This window comes from Microbacterium sp. 11MF (assembly GCF_000383475.1).
In the GTDB taxonomy this organism is placed as follows: Bacteria; Actinomycetota; Actinomycetes; order Actinomycetales; family Microbacteriaceae; genus Microbacterium; species Microbacterium aquilitoris.
In genome coordinates, this window is the sequence record NZ_KB911460.1 from 459,176 (window position 1) to 479,054 (window position 19,879).

Annotated in this window: 15 protein-coding genes and 2 tRNA genes; 11 read left to right on the forward strand and 6 right to left on the reverse strand. The window is 69.7% G+C overall.

The window, feature by feature from the left end; all coding sequences use genetic code 11:
- Positions 1-42: 42 nt before the first annotated feature.
- On the reverse strand, positions 43-978 hold the full coding sequence (locus H286_RS0109125; protein ID WP_018185594.1) for a LysR family transcriptional regulator: 936 nt from the start codon (positions 976-978) through the stop codon (positions 43-45).
- 73 nt (positions 979-1,051) lie between these two features.
- Between H286_RS0109125 and H286_RS0109130 the strand changes: the two genes are divergently transcribed.
- Together H286_RS0109130 and pheA are read left to right on the forward strand one after the other, a co-directional pair.
- On the forward strand, positions 1,052-1,975 hold the full coding sequence (locus tag H286_RS0109130; RefSeq protein WP_020097910.1) for an EamA family transporter: 924 nt from the start codon (positions 1,052-1,054) through the stop codon (positions 1,973-1,975).
- A complete protein-coding gene (gene pheA, locus H286_RS0109135) occupies positions 1,972-2,934 on the forward strand; it encodes a prephenate dehydratase (protein WP_020097911.1) in 963 nt (320 codons plus the stop codon). The genes H286_RS0109130 and pheA overlap by 4 nt, the downstream gene beginning before the upstream one ends.
- 24 nt (positions 2,935-2,958) lie before the next feature.
- Here the strand turns inward: pheA and H286_RS0109140 are convergent, their stop codons facing one another.
- From H286_RS0109140 to H286_RS0109155, 3 genes are all read right to left on the reverse strand, one after another.
- Positions 2,959-4,002 (reverse strand): LLM class flavin-dependent oxidoreductase, encoded by a 1,044-nt coding sequence (locus H286_RS0109140; protein ID WP_018185591.1) that lies wholly within the window; start codon positions 4,000-4,002, stop codon positions 2,959-2,961.
- 52 nt (positions 4,003-4,054) lie between these two features.
- Entirely contained in the window at positions 4,055-6,538 is a 2,484-nt protein-coding gene (locus H286_RS14710; protein WP_051090665.1) for an alpha/beta hydrolase-fold protein, read from the reverse strand.
- Positions 6,539-6,703: 165 nt separating this feature from the next.
- The gene (locus tag H286_RS0109155; RefSeq protein ID WP_018185590.1) at positions 6,704-7,738 is read right to left on the reverse strand and encodes a LacI family DNA-binding transcriptional regulator; all 1,035 of its coding nucleotides are present in this window, start codon (positions 7,736-7,738) and stop codon (positions 6,704-6,706) included.
- A gap of 221 nt (positions 7,739-7,959) precedes the next feature.
- Between H286_RS0109155 and H286_RS0109160 the strand changes: the two genes are divergently transcribed.
- The 4 genes from H286_RS0109160 (at position 7,960) to H286_RS0109175 (ending at position 13,221) form a co-directional block, all read left to right on the forward strand.
- Positions 7,960-9,975, forward strand: a complete 2,016-nt coding sequence (locus H286_RS0109160) for a beta-galactosidase (protein WP_020097912.1) — start codon at positions 7,960-7,962, stop codon at positions 9,973-9,975.
- The gene (locus H286_RS0109165) at positions 9,972-10,907 is read left to right on the forward strand and encodes a carbohydrate ABC transporter permease (RefSeq protein WP_020097913.1); all 936 of its coding nucleotides are present in this window, start codon (positions 9,972-9,974) and stop codon (positions 10,905-10,907) included. The genes H286_RS0109160 and H286_RS0109165 overlap by 4 nt, the downstream gene beginning before the upstream one ends.
- Complete coding sequence (locus H286_RS0109170) at positions 10,904-11,803, forward strand: carbohydrate ABC transporter permease (RefSeq protein ID WP_020097914.1); 900 nt, start codon at positions 10,904-10,906, stop codon at positions 11,801-11,803. Before H286_RS0109165 ends, H286_RS0109170 begins: the two co-directional genes overlap by 4 nt.
- 80 nt (positions 11,804-11,883) lie before the next feature.
- Positions 11,884-13,221 carry an extracellular solute-binding protein gene (locus tag H286_RS0109175; RefSeq protein ID WP_020097915.1) on the forward strand — a complete coding sequence of 446 codons (1,338 nt, stop codon included), beginning with the start codon at positions 11,884-11,886 and terminating at the stop codon, positions 13,219-13,221.
- Between the two features lie 97 nt (positions 13,222-13,318).
- On the opposite strand, the gene H286_RS0109180 is transcribed toward H286_RS0109175, so the two are convergent.
- Positions 13,319-14,683 (reverse strand): cryptochrome/photolyase family protein, encoded by a 1,365-nt coding sequence (locus tag H286_RS0109180; protein WP_020097916.1) that lies wholly within the window; start codon positions 14,681-14,683, stop codon positions 13,319-13,321.
- Between the two features lie 74 nt (positions 14,684-14,757).
- Positions 14,758-15,927, reverse strand: coding sequence for a diacylglycerol/lipid kinase family protein (locus H286_RS0109185; protein WP_020097917.1), 1,170 nt, complete (start codon positions 15,925-15,927; stop codon positions 14,758-14,760).
- Positions 15,928-16,030: 103 nt separating this feature from the next.
- Between H286_RS0109185 and serS the strand changes: the two genes are divergently transcribed.
- The 5 genes from serS to H286_RS0109210 all read left to right on the forward strand — a co-directional run bounded on the left by serS (position 16,031) and on the right by H286_RS0109210 (position 19,844).
- Positions 16,031-17,296, forward strand: a complete 1,266-nt coding sequence (gene serS / locus H286_RS0109190) for a serine--tRNA ligase (protein WP_020097918.1) — start codon at positions 16,031-16,033, stop codon at positions 17,294-17,296.
- Positions 17,293-18,162, forward strand: coding sequence for an HAD-IIB family hydrolase (locus tag H286_RS0109195; protein ID WP_020097919.1), 870 nt, complete (start codon positions 17,293-17,295; stop codon positions 18,160-18,162). The genes serS and H286_RS0109195 overlap by 4 nt, the downstream gene beginning before the upstream one ends.
- 100 nt (positions 18,163-18,262) lie before the next feature.
- Positions 18,263-18,347: transfer RNA gene (locus H286_RS0109200), tRNA-Ser, on the forward strand.
- Positions 18,348-18,415: 68 nt separating this feature from the next.
- Entirely contained in the window at positions 18,416-19,681 is a 1,266-nt protein-coding gene (locus H286_RS0109205) for an LCP family protein (protein WP_020097920.1), read from the forward strand.
- A gap of 74 nt (positions 19,682-19,755) precedes the next feature.
- Positions 19,756-19,844 (forward strand) — tRNA-Ser (locus H286_RS0109210).
- The last annotated feature ends 35 nt before the right edge of the window (positions 19,845-19,879 follow it).

Sequence of the window (19,879 nt, forward strand, 5' to 3'; positions counted from 1 at the left end):
CGCGGCGACGGCGCCTGCGTGTCGCGGATCCGCACCGGCTGCTCAGGCTGGCAGGCGTCCCGAGTCGGTCGTCATACCCGCTGCGTGCTCGGCCAGTTCGTCGAGCACCGTCCGGAGGGCCGGCGAGTCCGCCATCGTCCGCCGGTGGATCGCCGACACCTCGCGGATCGACTCGGGCGAGACGGTGGGGATCGCGACGAGGTCCGGCCCGAGCGGCGGGCGCCCCAGTCGCGGGACGAGTGCGACGGCGATGCCCGCGCGGGCGATCTCGAGGTGGTTCTCGAACTCCATCGACTCGTGCACGATCCTCGGCGCTCCACCCACGCCGTCGAACAGGCGGCGCAGCCACTGACGGCAGATGGTCGACTCGAACGTCGCGACCCACGGTTCGCCGCCGATCTCCTCGGGCCGCAGTTCGGCACGGGCCGCGAGCGGGTGGTCGCGGTGAAGGATCACATCGGCGACGTCGGTGAACAGTGGAACCTCGACGAGGTGGTCGGGGATCGCGAGAGCCACATTCCCCCAGCGGTGCACGATGCCGAGGTCCCGCTGGCCCGATGCGACGAGGGCGACCGTCTCCCAGGGCTCGCTCTCGCGCAAGGGGAGGCGGAGGTCGGGATGCCGCCGGCCGAGGTCCGCCAGCAGAGGCACCATGACGCCACGCACGACCGTCGAGAAGGCCCCGATACGGATCTCGCCGGCGACCCGGTCGGGTTCACCGGCGCCGTGGAGGTCGGCGCGCACCCGCTCGAGGTCGGCGAGGATCGGCGTCGCCGAGACGACGAGACGCGTCGCGGACTCGGTGAGGACGACACCGCGGCCGACGCGCTCGAGCAGCGGAACGCCGGTGTCGCGTTCGAGGCGCTTGATCTGCTGCGAGACCGCCGACGGGGTGAAGCCGAGCGCCGCGGCCGCGGCGGCGACGCTGCCCTCGGTCGCCACGGCGCGCAGCGAGACGACGGCCTCCAGATCGATCATGAAGCGATGCTACCGATTCTGGGCGCAGAATGATCGCTTGTCCTTCATGGATGCCGTGCGGTCGACTGGTCCTGTGACCCGCCGTGACATGCTCCTCGCCGCCCTCGTCGCCTCGCTGTGGGGGCTCAACTTCGTCGTCATCGACTGGGGGATGAGCGGCATCCCGCCCCTGCTGTTCGCCGCGATCCGGTTCGCCGTCGTCGCGCTCGCCGTCCTCGTGGTGCCGAGGCCCCGGACCGGGTGGCGCGTCATCATCGGCATCGGCCTGTTCATGAGCCTCGGCCAGTTCGCCCTGCTCTACACGTCGCTCGCCCTCGGGCTGAGCCCCGGGCTCGCTGCACTCCTCCTGCAGGCGCAGGCCGTCTTCACGATCGTGATCGCCGCGATCGCGCTGCGTGAGCGCCCCTCCGTCATGCAGGTCGTCGGCGTGGGTCTCGGCGTCGTCGGCCTCGCGATCGTGGCTCTCTTCCGCGGCGGCGACGCCCCCGTCCTCGCCGTCTGCCTCGCGCTCGCCGCTGCGCTGTCGTGGGCCGTCGGCAATGTCATCTCGCGACGCGCCGGCGTCGTCACCGGTGTCGGCCGCGGCGGCACGCTCTCGCTGACGGTCTGGTCGTCGCTCGTCGTGCCGATCCCCGCGCTCGCCCTGTCGTTCGTCATCGACGGGCCCGTCGCGATCGGTGCCGGGCTCGCTGCCATCGGCCCGCAGGCCGTGATCTCCACCCTCTACACGGCAGGGCTCTGCACCCTGTTCGCCTACGCGGTGTTCAACGGACTGCTCGGACGCAACCCGTCGGCGGCCGTCGTGCCGTGGATCCTGCTCGCCCCCGTCGTCGCGATGGCCGCGGCCGCGCTGCTTCTGAGCGAGGCGCCGAGCGTCGGGGAGGTGGTGGGCGGAGCCCTGCTCGTCGCGGGCGTGCTGGTCAGCGGCATCCGTCGTCGCCAGGGTCAGCCGCGGGCGGTCGTGCCCATGGGGGTGCCCACTAGGCTGTCCGCGTGACATCCGAGCCCCCGGCCGCCCCCACCCGTCGCACGTACAGCTTCCTCGGCCCCGCCGGAACCTTCACCGAGGCCGCCCTCGCGCAGGTCCCCGAAGCCCGCGACCAGAACTGGCGTCCCGTCCGCAACGTCGGCGAAGCACTCGCCGATGTCATCGACGGGCGATCGGATGCCGCGATGATCGCCATCGAGAACTCGGTCGACGGCGGCGTCTCGACGACGCAGGACGCCCTCGCGACGGTTCCGGGCCTGCGGATCGTGGGGGAGTACCTCGTCCCCGTCGAGTTCGTGCTGGTCGCGAAGCCTGGCGTCCGGCTCGAGGACGTGTCGGTCATCGCCGCCCACCCGGTCGCCTACGCGCAGTGCCTTACGTGGCTGACGGCGACCCTTCCCGAGCACTCGCACATCCCGGCTGCCAGCAACGTCGCAGCGGCCGTCGGCGTCGTCGAGGGCACGATCACCGCGGATGCCGCGATCGCCCCTCCCGGCATCCTGAAGCTCCACGACCTCGAGCTGCTTGCCGACAAGATCGGCGACAACGCCCACGCCGTCACGCGGTTCGTGCTCGTGAGCCGCACCGCGCCGCCGCCCGCACCGACCGGCGCCGACAAGACGTCGCTCATCGTCGAGTTGCCGGAGGACCACCCGGGTGCCCTGCTCGAGCTGCTCGAGCAGTTCGCGACGCGGGGGATCAACCTGTCGCTGCTCGCGTCGCGCCCCATCGGGGACGAGCTCGGTCGCTATCGATTCGTCATCGACGCCGACGGGCACATCGAGGACGAGCGCATGGCCGATGCCCTCCTCGGGCTCCGGCGCTTCTCACCCCGCGTGCTGTACCTCGGCTCGTACCCCCGCGCCGACCGCGCCATCGTCCGCTACCCCGAGCGGTACTCCGACGAGGTGTTCGTCGAGGCTCGCGACTGGCTGCGCGGCCTCGTCTCGGGCGAGCCCGGGGCCTGACCCCGCCCGCCCGCGGCGAGAGGCTCAAGCGGCGAGGAGCTCCAGGGTCCGGATGCGGGACGGCGCGGCGTCCATCGGCTCGGCGTCGGTCGCACCGGCGACGGGCGACACCATGACCTCGTCGACGCCGTGGCGGGCGGCGAACTCGGCGAGCCGCGCACGCACGTCCTGGCCGGTTCCGACGAACCAGCGCGACATCATCGCGTCGAAGACGGGTGCGGCCAGGCCGTCGGATGCCTCGGCCGAAGCGGCCTGCTCGACGGTCTCGAGCGCCGTGAGCGGCTTGCCGCCGCGCAGGCGCGCCATCATGCGGGCCTGCGGCAGGGCCGCGGCGCGGGCCTGCTCGTCGGTGTCGGCGACGACGGCGTTGGCCGTAACGAAGGTCCGGGGCGCCGACAGCGTCTCGGACGGCTGGAACTGACCGCGGTACAGGTCGAGCGCGCGCTCGAGCCCGTCGCCCGAGAAGTGGTTGGCGAAGACGTACGGCAGGCCCATCCCGGCCGCCAGCTGCGCGGAGTAGTCGCTCGATCCGAGCAGCCACACCTCGGGCGCGCTCGTCGAGGCGGGCGTCGCGTGCACGTCGTAGGTCCCGCCCGAGGTGAACCGCAGCGTCGCACCCTCGGACGAGACGAGCGAGCGGATGTCGGTGACGTGGTTCGGGAAGCGCTCGACGTCGCTCGTGGTGCCCGACTGGCGCAGCAGCTGCGTGATCACCGGGTCGGAGCCGGGCGCCCGTCCGATGCCGAGGTCGATGCGTCCCGGTGCGAGGGCTTCGAGCGCCGCGAACTGCTCGGCGACGACGAGGGGGGAGTGGTTGGGGAGCATGACGCCGCCCGACCCGACCCGGATGCGGCGCGTGCGGGCAGCGGTCGCGGCGATGAGTACGGGCGGCGTCGTCGACGCGACGGCCGGCATGTTGTGGTGCTCCGCGAACCAGTAGCGCTGATAGCCGAGGTCGTCGGCGCGCTGCGCCAGCGCGATCGAGGCGGTGATCGCCTGGCTGCTGGTCTGTCCCGTGCGGACGGGGACGAGGTCGAGAACGGAAAGGGCCGGGGTCGCAGTGCTCATATCGAGAACTGCAACCCCGGCCGGGGGCGGCGCATTCCGCGCCGCGGTGGACTCAGCGGGCGATCCGCACCGCCTTCGACGTGCGGCTCGACGATTCGTATCCGCCGAGGCTGCCGGTCACCCGCACCGAGATCGCGTCGCCGCGGTCGGCGGAGGTCACTCGGTAGGTCGCCGCGGTCGCCCCGCGGATCACCGTGCCGTCGTTCAGCCACTGGAACGACAGGCGCGTCCCCTCGGTCCAGGTGCCGGCGCGCGCCGTCAGCGTCGCGCCGACCTTCGCGGCGCCGGTGATCGTCGGGGTCGCCGCCCGCAGAGTGCCCGCGGTGACCTTGACGGTCGCGGCCGACGTCTTCGCGGCCGTCGTGTAGCCGGTCAGCGTTCCCGTGACCCGCACCGAGATGCGAGCCCGCAGGTCGGATGCCGTCAGGCGGTGCGTCGCGGTGACGGCGCCCCTGATCGGCGCACCGTCCCGCATCCACTGGTACGAGAAGGCCGTGCCCTTCGTCCACGTGCCCGGCTTCGCGGTGAGGGTGGAGCCCACGGTCGTGGTGCCGCCGATGGTCGGGGTGCCGACCGTCAGGGTGACGGGTGCCACGGTGACGGTTCGGTCGACGCGGGCGCGGTTGCCGGCGGCATCCTCCACCGTGTAGCGGAGGGTGTACGTGCCGAGCTTCTTCGTGTCGACCGTGCCGCGGACCTTCAGTGAAGCCGTCAGGTCGCCGTCGACCTCGTCGCGCGCGGTCACGCCGGCGAGGGCGTCGAACGTCGATCCGAAGCGGACGGTGGTGGATGCCGGGGCGCTGATCTCGGGCTTCACGTAGTCCTCGCGCAGGCCCGCCTCACGGAAGTGCGTCGAGTGCATGCCGAACGAGTCCTTCAGGTGCGGCATCCAGCAGGCGTCGTTGTGACGTCCCTCGGGGTAGACGGCCCACGTGTGGGGCACGCCCTTGTCGGTGAGGATCGTGTTCATCGAGCGCGCGGCGTCGTCGAAGCGGTACTCGTCGAACTCGCACGCGTCGAAGTAGAAGTCGAATTTCTTCAGCTGCTTCGTGGTCATGTCGCCGGCCTGCTTCAGCGGCGTGGGCAGAGCCGAGCCGGAGTAGCTCAGCGAGCCGATGTGCGACGCGATGGAGGAGAACATCCCCGGGTTCGAGAGGCCGAGCGACCAGGCGCCGAAGCCACCCATCGAGACGCCGGTGAGGGCGCGGAAATCGCGACCTTCGAGGGTGCGGTACTCCTTGTCGACGAGGGGCACCATCTCGGTGAGGAACATGCTGCGCCACGGCGTGCCGCCGTTCGGCTGGTCGGAGTACCAGAGCGATTCGCCGTCGGGCATGATGACGATCGATTCGGCGAGACCCTGCTTCCACAGTCCGTCGAGGACGTCGTCGATGTCGCGCGGCTCCCACTCGCGGCTGCCGCCGTTGATGCCGTGCAGCAGGTAGACGACCGGGTATTCGCGGTTCGGCTCGCTCAGGTAGGACGGGGGCAGGTAGGTCGCGAACTCGCGCGGCTGACCCTCGAGGTCGGAATCCACCGTCTCGCGGAAGAACCGGGAATCGTTGCCGGTCTCGCGGAGCGTGGTCCCGTCGATGTGGAGGAACTGCTGGGATGCCGGCTGGAAGGTGTACGGCTCGCCGTCACGCGTGCCCGTGATCGTCCGGTTGGTGTCGACGACGAGGGCGCCGTCCTCGCCGGTGACGACCTCGACCTCGCTGTCGGTGAGGGTGAGGGAGCCCGACTCCTTCATCCAGTCGCGCAGCTCGCGGGCGCGCCGGTCCTTCGACCGGCCGTCGTGGAAGTAGCTCTTGTCGAGCGTCTTCAGGTACGCGTCGACATCGCCGGCCGCGAGAGCGGTCTTCTGCGCCTCGAGGACATCCGCCACGGCGGCCGACTGCGCGGCCGAGGCGCGGGGCCCGGTGATGCCGTAGACGTTCGCGCGGACGGCATCCTTCGAGTAGATCCCGACGGGTCCTTCGTACCAGCCGCCGCCGCCGTTCATGTCGTACAGGCGCACCGCGAGGGTGTTCTCGCCGCCGAAGTTCGGTGCGTCGGCCGGAACGGGGTAGAGACGCTTCTCGAACCACTGGCTGCTGGCAGCCGGCGGCATCGTGCCCGAGCCGCCGATGCGCTGTCCGTTGAGGAAGGCTTCGTCGACGTCGTCGAGGAACCCGAGCGAGGCGACGAGGTTCGTCCCCGAGGCGTCCGCGGGGAGGGTGAAGTCGAGCCGGTACCAGGCGAAGCCGTCGTAGTCGTCGAAGGGCGTGCCGTCGCCGGGGACGGTGATGTCCTGCCAGGCCGCGTCGTCGAACTCCGGCGACGCGTAGGACGGGTCGTCCCCCTTCGCGAACTTCCAGGTGCCGGCGAGGTCGAGCGAGACGGTCGAACCGGCGGAGGCGGGAGCGTCGCTGGCTGCCGCGACGGCGGTCGCCACCGGCGTCGCCGCCGAAGCGGGAACGGCGATGCAGAGGGATGCCGCGACCGCGGCCACTGCGGTGACGGCGGCCAGGCGCCGCCGCGGAACGTGAGAATGCACGGACTCCTACTTCCTTGTGGGATGCCGGGCGTCTCTGCCCGGCTGTGACTGTGCACGTTCACGGAATCACCGATGAGAATGCTGTGAACGTGCACACAGAGAGTCGCACCGTCACGTCGGCGATGTCAACGCGATGCGCGCCTCATGCGCAAACGTGCACGCCGGTCAGGCTGAGTCGCGCCAGACCACGGGGCAGTCGAGGACACGCCCGCCGTTGCCGGGGTCCTCGCCGCGGAGCTGACGGAGGACGGATTCCGCCGCGGCGCGTCCGAGCTCGTCAGCCGGCTGATGCACGGTGGACAGCGGGGGATCGCAGCGCAACGCCCACGAGCTGTCGTCGAACCCGACGATGCCGACGTCGTCGGGGATGACGCGACCGGCGGCCTGCAGGACGTCCATCGCGCCCGCGGCGACGGCGTCGCTCGAGGCGAAGACGCCGTCGATGTCGGGTGCACGTTCGAGCAGCGCACGCATGCCCGCCTGTCCGTCCGAGTACGAGTACAGCGGCACCGGCTCCACGAGCTGCGGGTCGAAGCGGCTGCCGAGGGCGTCGACGAAACCCGCCAGGCGGTCGGAACCCGAGTCGCGGTCGAGGGCCGACGCGATCATCCCGATCCGCGAGCGACCGGTGTCCATCAGTCGGCGCGTGATCTCGCGTGCCGCGCCCCGGTTGTCGATGGCCACGTAGGCCGCGTCGCCGATGTCGCGCGGGTGGCCGACGAATGCGGCTGGCAAGCCCAGGTCGGCGATCGCCCGTGTGATCGGGTCGCCGACGCGCGCCGAGACGATGATGACGCCGTCGATCAGTCCGCCGCTCAGATAGCGCGCGAGTCGCTCGATGTCGCGGGTGGTGTCGGCGATCATGAACGACAGCTGGTAGTCGGCCTCCGACAGCGCCGCGTTCGCGCCGAGCAGGATCGAGCCGATGTTGGGGTCTTCGACGAAGAGCGAGTGCGGCTCGTGGACGATCAGTCCGATGGCCTGCGAGCTCTGCATGACGAGGCTGCGCGCGGCCCGGTTGGGGACGAATCCGACCTTCGCGATCGCGGCTTCGATGGCCTCGCGCGCTTCGTCCGAGACGTACGGCTGCCCGTTGAGAACCCGGCTGACCGTCCCTCGGGAGACACCCGCCTCGTTGGCGACGTCCTTCACGGTCGCACGCCGACGTCGGCCGATGACATCCGTGCGGTCGCTGCTCACGCGTTCATCGTATGTGCACGCACACACGGCTCACACGCACCGCCGCGCCGCCCGCCGAGGGTACGGATGCCCGTGATCCCCGGGATTCCCGGGAACCCAGGCGCTTTGCGGGGTCGTGTTGACATCCGAATCGCGTCTGCCTACTCTGTACACGTTCACAGAGCCTCAACGCGGAGGAACACCGCGCAGACCTGTGCACGTTCACAGGATCTGAGGAGAACATGTCGGCCCCCGCCCGCCCCTTCGCGCACGACGGCATCGCGTTCGGTTGTGACTACAACCCCGAACAGTGGACGCCGGACGTCTGGGACGAGGACATCGCGCTGATGCGCGAAGCCGGTGTCGACTTGGTCGCCATCAACATCTTCGGCTGGGCGCACATCGAGCCGCGCGCCGGCGAGCACGACTTCGCCCGTCTCGACGACATCATCGGGCGCCTCCACGCCGCCGGCATCCGGATCAACCTCGGCACCGGCACCGCTTCCACCCCCGCATGGCTGACGACCGCCCACCCCGAGATCCTGCCCGTCGTCGAGGACGGGACGCGCCGGTACCCCGGTGGACGCCAGGCGTGGTGCCCGAGCTCGCCCGTCTACCGCGAGGCCGCCCTCGCCCTCGTCGACGCCGTCGCAGCACGCTACGGCTCGCACCCGGCCGTCGCGCTCTGGCACGTGTCGAACGAGCTCGGCTGCCACAACGCGCTCTGCCACTGCGACGAGAGCGCCGCGGCCTTCCGCGAGTGGTTGCAGGCGCGCTACGGCACGGTCGCCGAGGTCAACCGCGCGTGGGGGACCGCGTTCTGGAGCCAGACCTACTACGAGTGGGACGAGATCCTCACCCCGAAGGCGACGCTCTCCAGCCGCAACCCCGGCCAGGTCCTCGACTACCACCGCTTCAGCAGCGACGCCCTCCTGGCTCACTACCGCGCCGAAGCCGACGCCATCCGTGCGCACAGCGATGTCGCGATCACGACGAACTTCATGGTCACCGCGCACATCGAGAACCTCGACTACTGGTCGTGGGCGGCCGAGATGGACATCATCGCGAACGACCACTACCTCGACCATCGCCTCGGCGACCCCCGGTCCGAGCTCGCCTTCGCCGCCGATCTCTCCCGCGGTCTCGCGCAGGGGTCGCCGTGGCTCCTCATGGAGCACTCGACCGGCGCCGTCAACTGGCAGCCGCTCAACAAGCCCAAGGCTCCGGGCGAGATGATCCGCAACTCGCTCACGCACGTCGCACGCGGCGCCGACGGGGTCTGCTTCTTCCAGTGGCGTGCCTCGGTGCAGGGCAGCGAGAAGTTCCACTCCGCGATGCTTCCCCACGCCGGCACCGACTCCGCCGTCTGGCGCGAGGTCGTCGAGCTCGGCGGCATCGTCGAGCGCCTCGGCGAGGTCGCCGGCTCCCGCGTCGTCTCCGACGTCGCCTTCCTCTTCTCGTGGGAGTCCTGGTGGGCGACCCAGAGCGAGACCCGCCCGAGCCAGGCGTTCGGCTACCTCGACCAGGTCCACGCGGCGCACCGCGCCCTCCACGCGAACGGGCTCACCGTCGACGTGGTGGCGCCGGGCGCCGACCTGTCGGACTACCGCTTCGTCGTCGTTCCGGGCCTTCATCTCATGACCGAAGCGGATGCCGCGGTCCTCACCTCGTGGATCGCCGACGGCGGCACCGCACTCATCACCTTCTCGACGGCGATCGTCGACGAGAACGACCGCGTCTACACCGGCGGCTACGCCGGACCCCTCCGCGAGGCGATCGGCCTCCACATCGAGGAGTTCGCCCCCGTCGCCCCGGAGGCGGCGCTGACCCTGAGTGACGGGTCGACCGCGCGGCTGTGGTCCGAGCGGTCCCGCACCACCACCGCCGAGGTCCAGGCATCCTTCACCGACGGTCCCGCCGCCGGAATGCCGGCGCTCACCCGCAACGCCTCGGGCGAGGGTGCGGCCTGGTACCTCGCGACTCTTCCCAGCGAAGCCGACTACCGTGACCTCGTCGCGCGCCTCGCCGACGAGGCCGGAGTCGCTCCTGCCGCCGTCGTCGAGCCCCGTACGCGCGATCTCGAGATCGTCCGCCGACGCGGCGAGCTCGCGTCCTATCTCTTCGTGATCAATCACGGCGAGACCGACGTCCACGTCGACTCCGACGGTGTGGACCTCGTGACCGGCACATCCGTCGCCGGTCGCGCCATCGTGCCCGCCGGCGCGGTGCGCATCATCAGAGAGGAGGCGGCCGCATGACCGCCACGGAAGTCCTCGTGACGCGTTCGCAGGCGAAGCCGCCGCGCGCGAAGCGGATCCCGCGGGCCAAGACCCCGCACAAGGGGGCGATCGCGGTCTTCACCGGACCGTTCGGCATCCTTTTCCTGCTCTTCTACCTGGTGCCGATCGGCTACGCCATCTGGCAGTCGCTGCTCGTCGTCCAGCGTGACGGGCTCTACGGCGAGCCGACCGAGGTGTTCGGCGGGCTGACGCAGTACATCCAGGTCTTCCAGAACGCGCCCTTCTGGGAGTCGGTCGGACGCGTGCTGCTGTTCGGCGTCGTGCAGGTGCCGGTCATGCTCGGCCTGGCCCTGCTGTTCGCCCTGCTTCTGGACTCGCCCGCCCTCAAGGGCAAGCGGTTCTTCCGTCTCGCCTTCTTCGCGCCCTACGCCGTCCCCGGTGTCATCGCGGCGATCATGTGGGGCTTCCTCTACTCGCCGAACCTGTCGCCGTTCACCGGCCTCACGAACGCCGTCGACTTCCTCTCGCCCGAGATGATCCTCTGGTCGATCGCGAACGTCGTGACCTGGGTGTTCGTCGGCTACAACATGCTCATCATCTACTCGGCCCTCCTCGCGATCCCCGCCGAGGTCTACGAGGCCGCGCGCCTCGACGGTGCCGGACAGATCCGCATCGCCTGGTCGATCAAGATCCCCATGGTCGCCCCGGCCATCATCCTCACCGCGGTCTTCTCGATCATCGGAACGCTCCAGCTGCTCGCCGAGCCGCAGGTCTTCCGTTCGTTCAGCACGGCCGTCAACTCCTCGTTCACGCCGAACATGACGATCTACGCGACCAGCGCGGTGCCGAACCCGTACCTCGCGGCGGCCTTCTCGGTCGTGCTGGCTCTCGCCACCTGCGTCCTGTCGTTCGCGTTCTTGAAGCTCACCCAGCGGAAGGCCGAGCAATGAGCCTCCTCACCCGTACCCGCGGCGCCACGGCGACCGACCTGCCCTCTACGCGAGGGCCGCGCGAGTCGATCATGTCGCGCACGGCGGCGCTCCTCATCATGGGCGTCTTCACGCTGTACTTCCTCGTGCCCATCTGGTGGCTGTTCATCGCCTCCACGAAGGACCGCGGCCAGCTGCTGACGACGAACGCGCTGTGGTTCGCCGACTGGAACCTGTTCGCCAATATCGGCGACCTCGTCTCGTACAACAACGGCATCTACTTCCGCTGGCTGCTCAACAGCCTCGCCTACGCAGGTCTCGGCGCGCTGCTGGCCACCGTGTTCGCGGGGATGGCGGGATACGCCCTCGGCAAGTACCGCTTCCGCGGCCGTGAGGCGTTCTTCAACATCGTCCTCGGCGGCGTCCTCGTCCCGGCGACGGCGCTCGCCCTGCCCCTGTTCCTGCTGTTCAGCCAGGTGAACCTGACGAACACGTTCTGGTCGGTGCTGCTCCCGAGCATCGTGAGCCCGTTCGGCGTCTACCTCGCACGCATCTACGCGTCGTCGTCGGTGCCGGATGAGCTCATCGAAGCCGCCCGCCTCGACGGTTCGGGCGAGGTCCGCACGTTCTTCACCGTGTCGTCGCGGCTCATGGCTCCGGCCCTCGTGACGATCTTCCTCTTCCAGTTCGTGTCCATCTGGAACAACTTCTTCCTGCCGCTGATCATGCTCCGCAGCCAGGACCTGTTCCCGGTCACCTACGGCCTCTACACGTGGAACACGCAGCTCAACCAGATCCCCGAGCTGCGCACCTACGTCCTGGTCGGCGCGTTCCTGTCGATCGTGCCGCTCATCATCGCCTTCCTCTTGCTTCAGCGCTTCTGGCGCAACGGACTCGGCAACGGTTCCGTGAAGTGAGCTCCTGCCGCGGGCGGACCCCGCGGCATCCCTGCAGTACCAGTACCTGTCACCCGATCAATGATCAGATTGGAAATCCCATGCGTCACACCAAGAAGGCAGTCGTCGCCGGCGTCGCACTGCTCACCGCCTTCACTCTCGCCGGCTGCGCCGGCGGCACCGGCGGCAGCGGCAGCGGCAATGCCGCGGACCCGGCTGCCTGCGCTCCCTCCGAGGGCAAGGTGACCCTGGACTTCACGTCCTGGATCCCCGGCATCGAGGACGTCGCCAAGATCTGGAACGCGGAGAACCCCGACATCCAGGTCAAGGTCCAGACGGGCCCCAACGGCAACTCCGGCACCTACTCGAGCTTCTTCAGCCAGCTCGAAGCGGGCAACGCCCCCGACCTCGGCCAGATCGAGTACGACGCGCTGTCGAGCTTCCGTGTGCAGGACGGTCTCGAGGACCTGTCCGCGTGCAAGGACGTCGTCGCCGCGAAGGACAAGTTCATCCCGTGGACCTGGAACCAGGTCACCCTCGGCACCGACGGCGTCTACGGCATCCCGCAGGACTCGGGCCCCATGGCGCTGTTCTACCGCTCGGACCTGTTCGAGAAGAACGGCATCAAGGTCCCCACCACGTGGGCCGAGTACAAGGAAGCCGCCAAGGAGGTCCGCAAGGCCGGTGGCTACATCACCAACTTCTCGACCGCTGACATCAACCAGTTCGCCGGTCTCGTCTGGCAGACCGGTGGCGACTGGTTCTCCAACGACGGCGACGCCTGGAAGGTCAACCTGACCGGCGACGAGTCCAAGACGGTCGCCGACTACTGGCAGGACCTCATCAAGGAAGACCTCGTCTCCACCTACCCGGCGTGGACCGAGGAGTGGAACAACGCCTACAACTCCGGCAAGGTCTGGAGCTGGAACTCCGCCGTCTGGGGTGCCAACTCGATCTCTTCGGGTGCTCCCGACACGTCGGGCAAGTGGTCGGTCGCTCCGTCGCCGCAGTGGAACGCGGGCGACAAGGCCGCCGGTAACTGGGGTGGATCCTCGGTCGCCGTCTTCAAGGGCAGCAAGCACCCCTACGAGGCCGCGAAGTTCGCGCTGTGGCTGAACACGTCGGATGAGGCCCTCTCGGCCCTCAACAAGTCGGCGAACATCTATCCCGCCACCACCGAGGGACTCAAGCTCCCCTCGCTGCAGGAGGGCGTGGAGTTCTACGGCGGACAGAAGATCTACGACGTCTTCGCCGAGGCTGCCGCCGAGGTCAACCCCGACTTCGTGTGGGGCCCGACCATGACGCAGACCTACGCCGACGTCTCCGACGGCTTCCAGAAGGCCGCCAGCGGTCAGGGCACGCTGCTCGAGGCGCTGCAGTCCGCGCAGACCAAGACGGTCGACGCCCTCAAGGCGCAGTCCATCCCCGTCTCCGAGTGATCACTCCCTGACACCCGTCATTCACTGACACCACGCATCCGCGCCGCGGGTCGGGCCTTCGGGCTCCGATCCGCGGCGCGGTCGCGTGTACGGGGGATCACTCCTGTCGCGAGGCCTGCTTGACCTTCTCGTAGGCGGCGAGCGCGTTCTGCCGGGTCGCCTTCAGATCGACCATCGGCATCGGGGGCTGACCGGCGGCATCCGTGTACTCGGGCGCCCACCGCCCGATGTACTCGCGGCTCTTGTCGAACTTGTCGGCCTGCAGCTCGGGGTTGAAGACGCGGAAGTACGGTGCGGCGTCCGCGCCGGAGCCGGCGACCCACTGCCAGTTGAACGTGTTGCTCGCCCCGTCGGCGTCGACGAGGCAGTCCCAGAACCACTCCTCGCCGCGGCGCCAGTCGATCATCAGGTTCTTGATGAGGAAGGATGCCGTGATCATCCGCACGCGGTTGTGCATGTAGCCGGTCTCCCAGAGCTCCCGCATGCCGGCATCCACCATCGCGTACCCCGTCTGCCCCTTCTGCCAGGCACGGAGGGCGGTCGGCTTGAGACGCGGCCAGGGGAAGGCGTCGAACTCCGGCCGCAGGTTCTTCGTCGCGAGATCGGGGAAGTGGTACAGCGTGTGCCAGGCGAACTCGCGCCACCCGATCTCGGAGAGGAAGCCCGAGGCGCCCGGGGTCTCGACGGCGGCGTGCCACACGGTGTGCGGGCTCAGCTCGCCCCAGCGCAGCCGCGGCGACAGCAGCGAGGTCGCTCCCGCCGAGGGACGGTCCCTCGCGTCGTCATAGTGGCCCAGGTCCTCGTCGAGGAACTCCCTCAGCCGCGCCTGCGCCGCGGGTTCGCCCGGCTCCCACGTGTCGCGAAGGCCCTGCGCCCAGTCGGGCTCGGTCGGCAACAGGTCCCAGTCGTCCAGGTCGTCCGAGGCGGGATACCGCGACGGTCCCGGCACCTCGCGCGGCTCCGGCAGCGGAGCGCGAGGCGCCGGCTGCGCGAGGCACGCGCGCCAGAACGGGCTGTAGACCGAGAAGTGCTTCCCCGCTCCGGTGGTGATGGTCCACGGCTCGAAGAGGAGGGATGCCGCGAACGACGCGACCTCCACGTCACCCTCCCGCAGGTCCGACTTGAGCGCCGCGTCGATCTCGCGCTCGGGTCCGCCGTAGCGGCGGTTCCAGAAGACCGCCCCCGCACCGGCATCCTCCACCGCCTCGCGGACGACCCGGTGAGCCGGGCCGCGGCGGAGGATGAGGCGGGAGCCGCGCTCGGCGAGACGCTCGGCGAGGGAGGCGAGCGAATGGTGCAGCCACCAGCGTGCCGCGCCGCCGAGCGGACGGATGCCGTCGCTCTCCTCATCGAGCACGTAGAGCCCGATCACCGGCTCGCCCCTGTCGAGGGCGGCACGGAGGGCCGGGTGATCGGCGAGGCGGAGGTCGTCGCGGAACCAGACGATCGAAGGGGACGGCATCCCTTCATCCTGGCCGTCGGCGCCGGGCGATGCCGCCCCTTGCAATCCGGCGCCGGATCGCTCAGGGGGCCGGCTCAGACGGCGTCGACCGAGTGCCCGCGGGGGATGGCGAGGGTGAGCCCGCCGGCCACGACGCGCACCGCGATCCGCGTCGCCTCGCCGAATTCGTCGCCGTCGAGCTGCACGGGGTGCGCTTCTTCGGCGGCGAGGTCGATGCCCTTGCCACGCGAATACCGGACGGAGTTGTCGGCCGTCCGGACGGCGAGGATCTTGCGTCCGGCGCGGAACTTCCGCAGCACGCTGTTGTCCCACGCGAGGCGTCGCCAGACCAGCAGCCACCCCAGGGCCGTTCGCGGCTGCAGGATGGCGACGTCGAGCTCGCCGTCGGTGATGGATGCCTCGGGGATGAGCTCGAGCCCCGCCTGAAGCGAGCCGCAGTTGGCGAACAGGACGCTCTGCACGTCCGCGCGGTGGATGCGGTGACCCGGCACCTGGTAGACGACGGGGAACGGCTTGGCCTGCGCGATGGAGCGGGCCGCGCCGTCGACGTAGGCCACCCAGCCGACCTTCTTCTTGAGGTCGCTGTTCGTGTTCGCGATCATGGCGGCGTCGAGCCCCATGCCGCCCATCACGACGAACGCGTGCTCGGTGGTCTCGCCCTCGGGCCGCCGCAGCTGAGCGAGACCCACGTCGATCGCGAGGGTGTCGCCGTCGAAGGTCGCGGCGATCATGGCCGACGGGTCGGTGAGGGGGAGTCGCAGGTTGCGGGCGAGGAGGTTGCCGGTGCCGCTCGGGACGATCGTGAGGGGCACGCTCGAGCCGGTCATGGCCTCGCTGACGGCGCGGACGGTGCCGTCGCCTCCGGCGACCAGGACCGCGTCGACTCCTTCCGACAGAGCCTGACGTGCGACGTCGTCGCCGAGGTCGTCGACCGTGGTCTCGTAGAAGAGGGGCTCGGACCAGCCGGCATCCTTCGCCGCCTGCGCCACCTGATCACGGAGCTGATCACCGTCGACCTTGATCGGGTTGTAGACCAGTGCCGCCTTGGGGCTCGGGCGGCCGTCGACATCGGGCATCGGCTCGGTCGACCCGCTCCGGTCGACGCGACGCGCCTCTCCGGTGTCGCCGTCCTGCGTGTCGGGTGCGACGTCGTCGGGCTCGCGGATCACGCCGTCGGGTTCGGCCGCGGTCGCCGGATCGTGCGCGTCGTCGGAGCGGTGCGTCGTGCCGGGGTCGGTCGCCATGCGTACAGGATAGGGCCCCGCATCCGTATGGCAGGGCCCCCTTGCGCTCGCGCGTTCCCCGCACCAGGGCTGGGCCCGCAGGGGCCGCGACTAGACTCGTCGGGTGATCGATCTCGCCCTCCTCCGTGACGCCCCTGACCTCGTGAAGCGCTCGCAGGAAGCCCGCGGCGAGTCGCCTGACACCGTCGACGACGCCCTCGCCGCCGACAAGGAGCGCCGCACGGCGATCACCACCTTCGAGGAGCTCCGCGCCGAGCAGAACGCGCACGGCAAGCGTGTCGCGAAGGCGCCGAAGGACGAGAAGGCCGCACTGGTCGCCGAGGCTAAGGACCTCAGCGAGCGGGTGAAGGCCGCGCAGCAGGCCGTGACCGTGGCAGAGGATGCCGCGTCCGCCGCGCTCGCGCGCATCGAGAACATCGTCATCGACGGCGTCCCGGCCGGTGGTGAGGACGACTTCGTCACCCTCCGCACGCACGGCGAGCCGGTCTCCTTCGACTTCGAGCCGCGCGACCACCTCGCCCTCGGCGAGATGCTCGGCGCGATCGACACCGAGCGCGGTGCCAAGGTGTCGGGTGCGCGCTTCGCCTTCCTCACCGGCGTCGGCGCGCGCCTCGAGCTCGCGATCATGAACCTCGGGATGCAGCGGGCCCTCGACGCCGGCTTCATCCCGGTCATCCCGCCGACCCTGGTCCGCGCCGAGGTCATGCGCGGGACCGGGTTCCTCGGTCAGCACGCCGACGAGGTCTATCGACTCGACGACGACGACCTCTACCTCGTCGGCACGAGCGAGGTGCCCCTCGCCGGGTACCACATGGACGAGATCCTCGACCTCGAGCGCGGCGCGAAGCGCTACGCGGGCTGGTCGACCTGCTACCGGCGCGAGGCCGGGTCGTACGGCAAGGACACCCGCGGCATCATCCGGCTGCACCAGTTCAACAAGCTCGAGATGTTCGTCTACACGACGCCCGAGGATGCCGAGGCGGAGCACCTGCGCCTCGTCGAGATGCAGGAGCGGATGCTGCAGGACCTCGGCCTCTCGTACCGGGTCATCGACGTCGCCGCCGGCGATCTGGGCTCGTCCGCCGCCCGCAAGTACGACGTGGAGGCGTGGGTCCCGACCCAGGGCGCGTACCGCGAGCTCACGTCGACGTCGAACTGCACGACGTATCAGGCCCGTCGCCTCGACATCCGTCACCGTCCGGAGGGCGGTCGCACCGCTCCCGTCGCGACGCTGAACGGCACGCTCGCCACGACCCGCTGGATCGTCGCGCTGCTCGAGACGCACCAGCGCGAAGACGGCTCGGTCGTCATCCCCGAGGTCCTCCGCCCGTACCTGGGCGGCCTCGAGGTGGCGGAGCCGATCGCGTGACGCTGTCTGCAGACGAGGCGGCCGAGGTCGTCGAGGAGATCGCGACGGATGCCGCCGAGCCCCCGCGCGAGCGGTTGCTCATCGCCCTCGACGTCGACGGCACGATCCTGCTCGAGGACGAGACCTACAGCCCCGGCGTCGTCGACGCGATCGCCGATGCGCAGAGCGCCGGGCACGAGGTCATGCTCGCGACGGGGAGATCGTGGGAGAGCACGGGCAGGATCATCGAGCGCCTGGCGATCACGCCCGAGTACGTCGTCTGCTCCAACGGTGCGGTGATCCTGAAGCGCACGGGGCCCATCGACTCACCCGTGTACGACCGGTTCCACACAGAGCAGTTCGATGCCACCGAGGTGCTCACGCTTCTGCGCGATCACCTGCCGACGGCGCGCTACATGGTCGAGCTTCCCAGCGGTCGCCGCCTGTTCACGCACCACATGGATGACTGGAACCTCGCGAACGCCGACCGGGTGAGCTTCGAGGAGCTCTCGGCCGACCCCGTCTCGCGTGTCGTCGTCGTTTCGGAGCAGGACACCGATGAGGACTTCGTCGAGTTGGTCGCGCGCATCGGCCTCAACAAGGTCTCATATGCCGTCGGCTGGTCGGCCTGGCTCGACATCGCCCCGCAGGGCGTCGACAAGGCGACCGGGCTCGAGCTCGTCCGCGGCTGGCTGGGCATCGAGCCGCAGAACGTCGTCGTCATCGGCGACGGACGCAACGACATCGGCATGTTCCGGTGGGCGCGGGCCCATGGCGGACGCGCGATCGCGATGGGCCAAGGCCCCGAAGAGGTGCTGTCCGAGGCGTCGGAGCTCACGGCATCCGTCACCGAGGGCGGCGTCACGGCGGTGCTGAAGGCCCTCTGACCTGGCCGTTCAGGCGTCCCCCAGGCGTTCCCGCGAGAATGGACGGGTTCTGGGGTCGGCTAGACTCGGCCTGTTCGACCGCTGCCGTTCGGCGGGGTCGGGAGGGTTGTCCGAGCGGCCGAAGGATCCGGTCTTGAAAACCGGTGGGCAGCAATGTCCCGTGGGTTCGAATCCCACACCCTCCGCACTGTCCGAAAGGTGATCCGTGAGCGCTAGGCACGATGCGAAGGCGACGAAGTTCCGCCGCCAACCCGTGGCTCGTCACGGTGAGCTGACCTCCCCGCATCCGCTCCGTCAGGTCTTCACGATCCTGGCTGCCGTCGTCGCCGTCGTCCTCGTGAGTACGACGGCGATCGGCGGGTTCTACGTGTGGGACGCCGCACGCAGCCTCAGCGACAACGGCGTCTCGATCGGCGACGAGGGTTCGGAGCTGCCGCCGCACATCGGTGAGATCGAGGGCGGCGTCAACATGCTCGTCGTCGGCACCGACTCGTGCGAGGGCCAGGATCTGAAACTGTTCCCGCGCTGCAAGCACGACGACGGCGGTGAGCGCAACGACGTCACGATGCTCGTGCACATCAGCGATGCGCCCCGCCGCGTGACCGTCGTCTCGTTCCCCCGCGACATGATCGTGCCCATCCCCTCGTGCCGGAACCCCGAGGGCGGCTCGTACCCGGCGATGAGCGCGCAGATGATCAACGTCTCCTACAGCTACGGCGGGCTGGGATGCTCGGTCGCCACCGTCGAGGAGCTGACGGGCGTCGACATCCAGTTCGCGGCGGCGATCCGCTGGACGGGTGTCATCAACATGTCCGATGCCATCGGCGGCGTCGACGTGTGCCTCAGCGACGACATCAAGGACAAGCACACGGGACTGAACCTCAAGAAGGGCGAGCAGACTCTCGTCGGCGCGCAGGCGCTGCAGTTCCTCCGCATCCGTCACGGCATCGGCGACGGATCGGACCTCGGTCGCATCTCCAATCAGCAGCAGTTCATGAGCTCGCTGGTCCGCAAGCTGCAGTCGGGTGCGGTCCTCTCGAACTACCCGGCACTCCTGAACCTCGCGAACACCGCGATCCGTCAGGTGAACGAGAAGCAGCTCGTCCTGAGCGAATCGCTCACCAACCCGCAGCGCATGGTGCAGATCGCCATGGCCGTCGCCGACGTCCCGTACAAGGACATCGTCTTCGTCCAGTACCCCACGGTGTACGCGCCCGGGGGCGCGCGCGTCCTGCCGGTCTCGTCGGCCGCGGACGTGCTGTTCACGGCGCTGTCCGAGAACAAGCCCATCAGGGTGACCGGTTCGGCCAGCGGCGGCAACGGCGTCGAGGTCGTCGGCGAGGCTGAGGGCGACGGCGGCACGCCGGGCGCAACCGGCACGCCCGGCGCGACCGACACGCCGACTCCGGGTGCAACCGGGGAGGCCACCCCGGGCGCCGACGACGGCACCGTCGAGCTGCCCGGCGAGATCACGGGGCAGTCGGCGAACGAAGTGACCTGCACGGTCGCTCAGCGCTGACGGCCGGTTCGGTACCGGTCCGCGGAACCGTTATGCTTGCGGGGTGCATTCGCGCCGTTCGCGGTCGGATGCCTGGAGACGTCGCATAGTCAGGCCTAGTGCACCACCCTGCTAAGGTGGAGTCCCCTTACGGGGACCGAGGGTTCAAATCCCTCCGTCTCCGCAGTGAAAAGCCCCGGTATACCGGGGCTTTTCTGT

Excerpts from the sequence above, each read along its gene's own strand:
- H286_RS0109125 (WP_018185594.1), bottom strand. The coding sequence starts at position 978 with ATGATCGATCTGGAGGCCGTCGTCTCGCTGCGCGCCGTGGCGACCGAG.
- H286_RS0109140 (WP_018185591.1), bottom strand. The coding sequence starts at position 4,002 with ATGAGCACTGCGACCCCGGCCCTTTCCGTTCTCGACCTCGTCCCCGTC.
- H286_RS0109160 (WP_020097912.1), top strand. The coding sequence starts at position 7,960 with ATGTCGGCCCCCGCCCGCCCCTTCGCGCACGACGGCATCGCGTTCGGT.
- H286_RS0109165 (WP_020097913.1), top strand. The coding sequence starts at position 9,972 with ATGACCGCCACGGAAGTCCTCGTGACGCGTTCGCAGGCGAAGCCGCCG.
- H286_RS0109170 (WP_020097914.1), top strand. The coding sequence starts at position 10,904 with ATGAGCCTCCTCACCCGTACCCGCGGCGCCACGGCGACCGACCTGCCC.
- H286_RS0109175 (WP_020097915.1), top strand. The coding sequence starts at position 11,884 with ATGCGTCACACCAAGAAGGCAGTCGTCGCCGGCGTCGCACTGCTCACC.
- H286_RS0109180 (WP_020097916.1), bottom strand. The coding sequence starts at position 14,683 with ATGCCGTCCCCTTCGATCGTCTGGTTCCGCGACGACCTCCGCCTCGCC.
- H286_RS0109185 (WP_020097917.1), bottom strand. The coding sequence starts at position 15,927 with ATGGCGACCGACCCCGGCACGACGCACCGCTCCGACGACGCGCACGAT.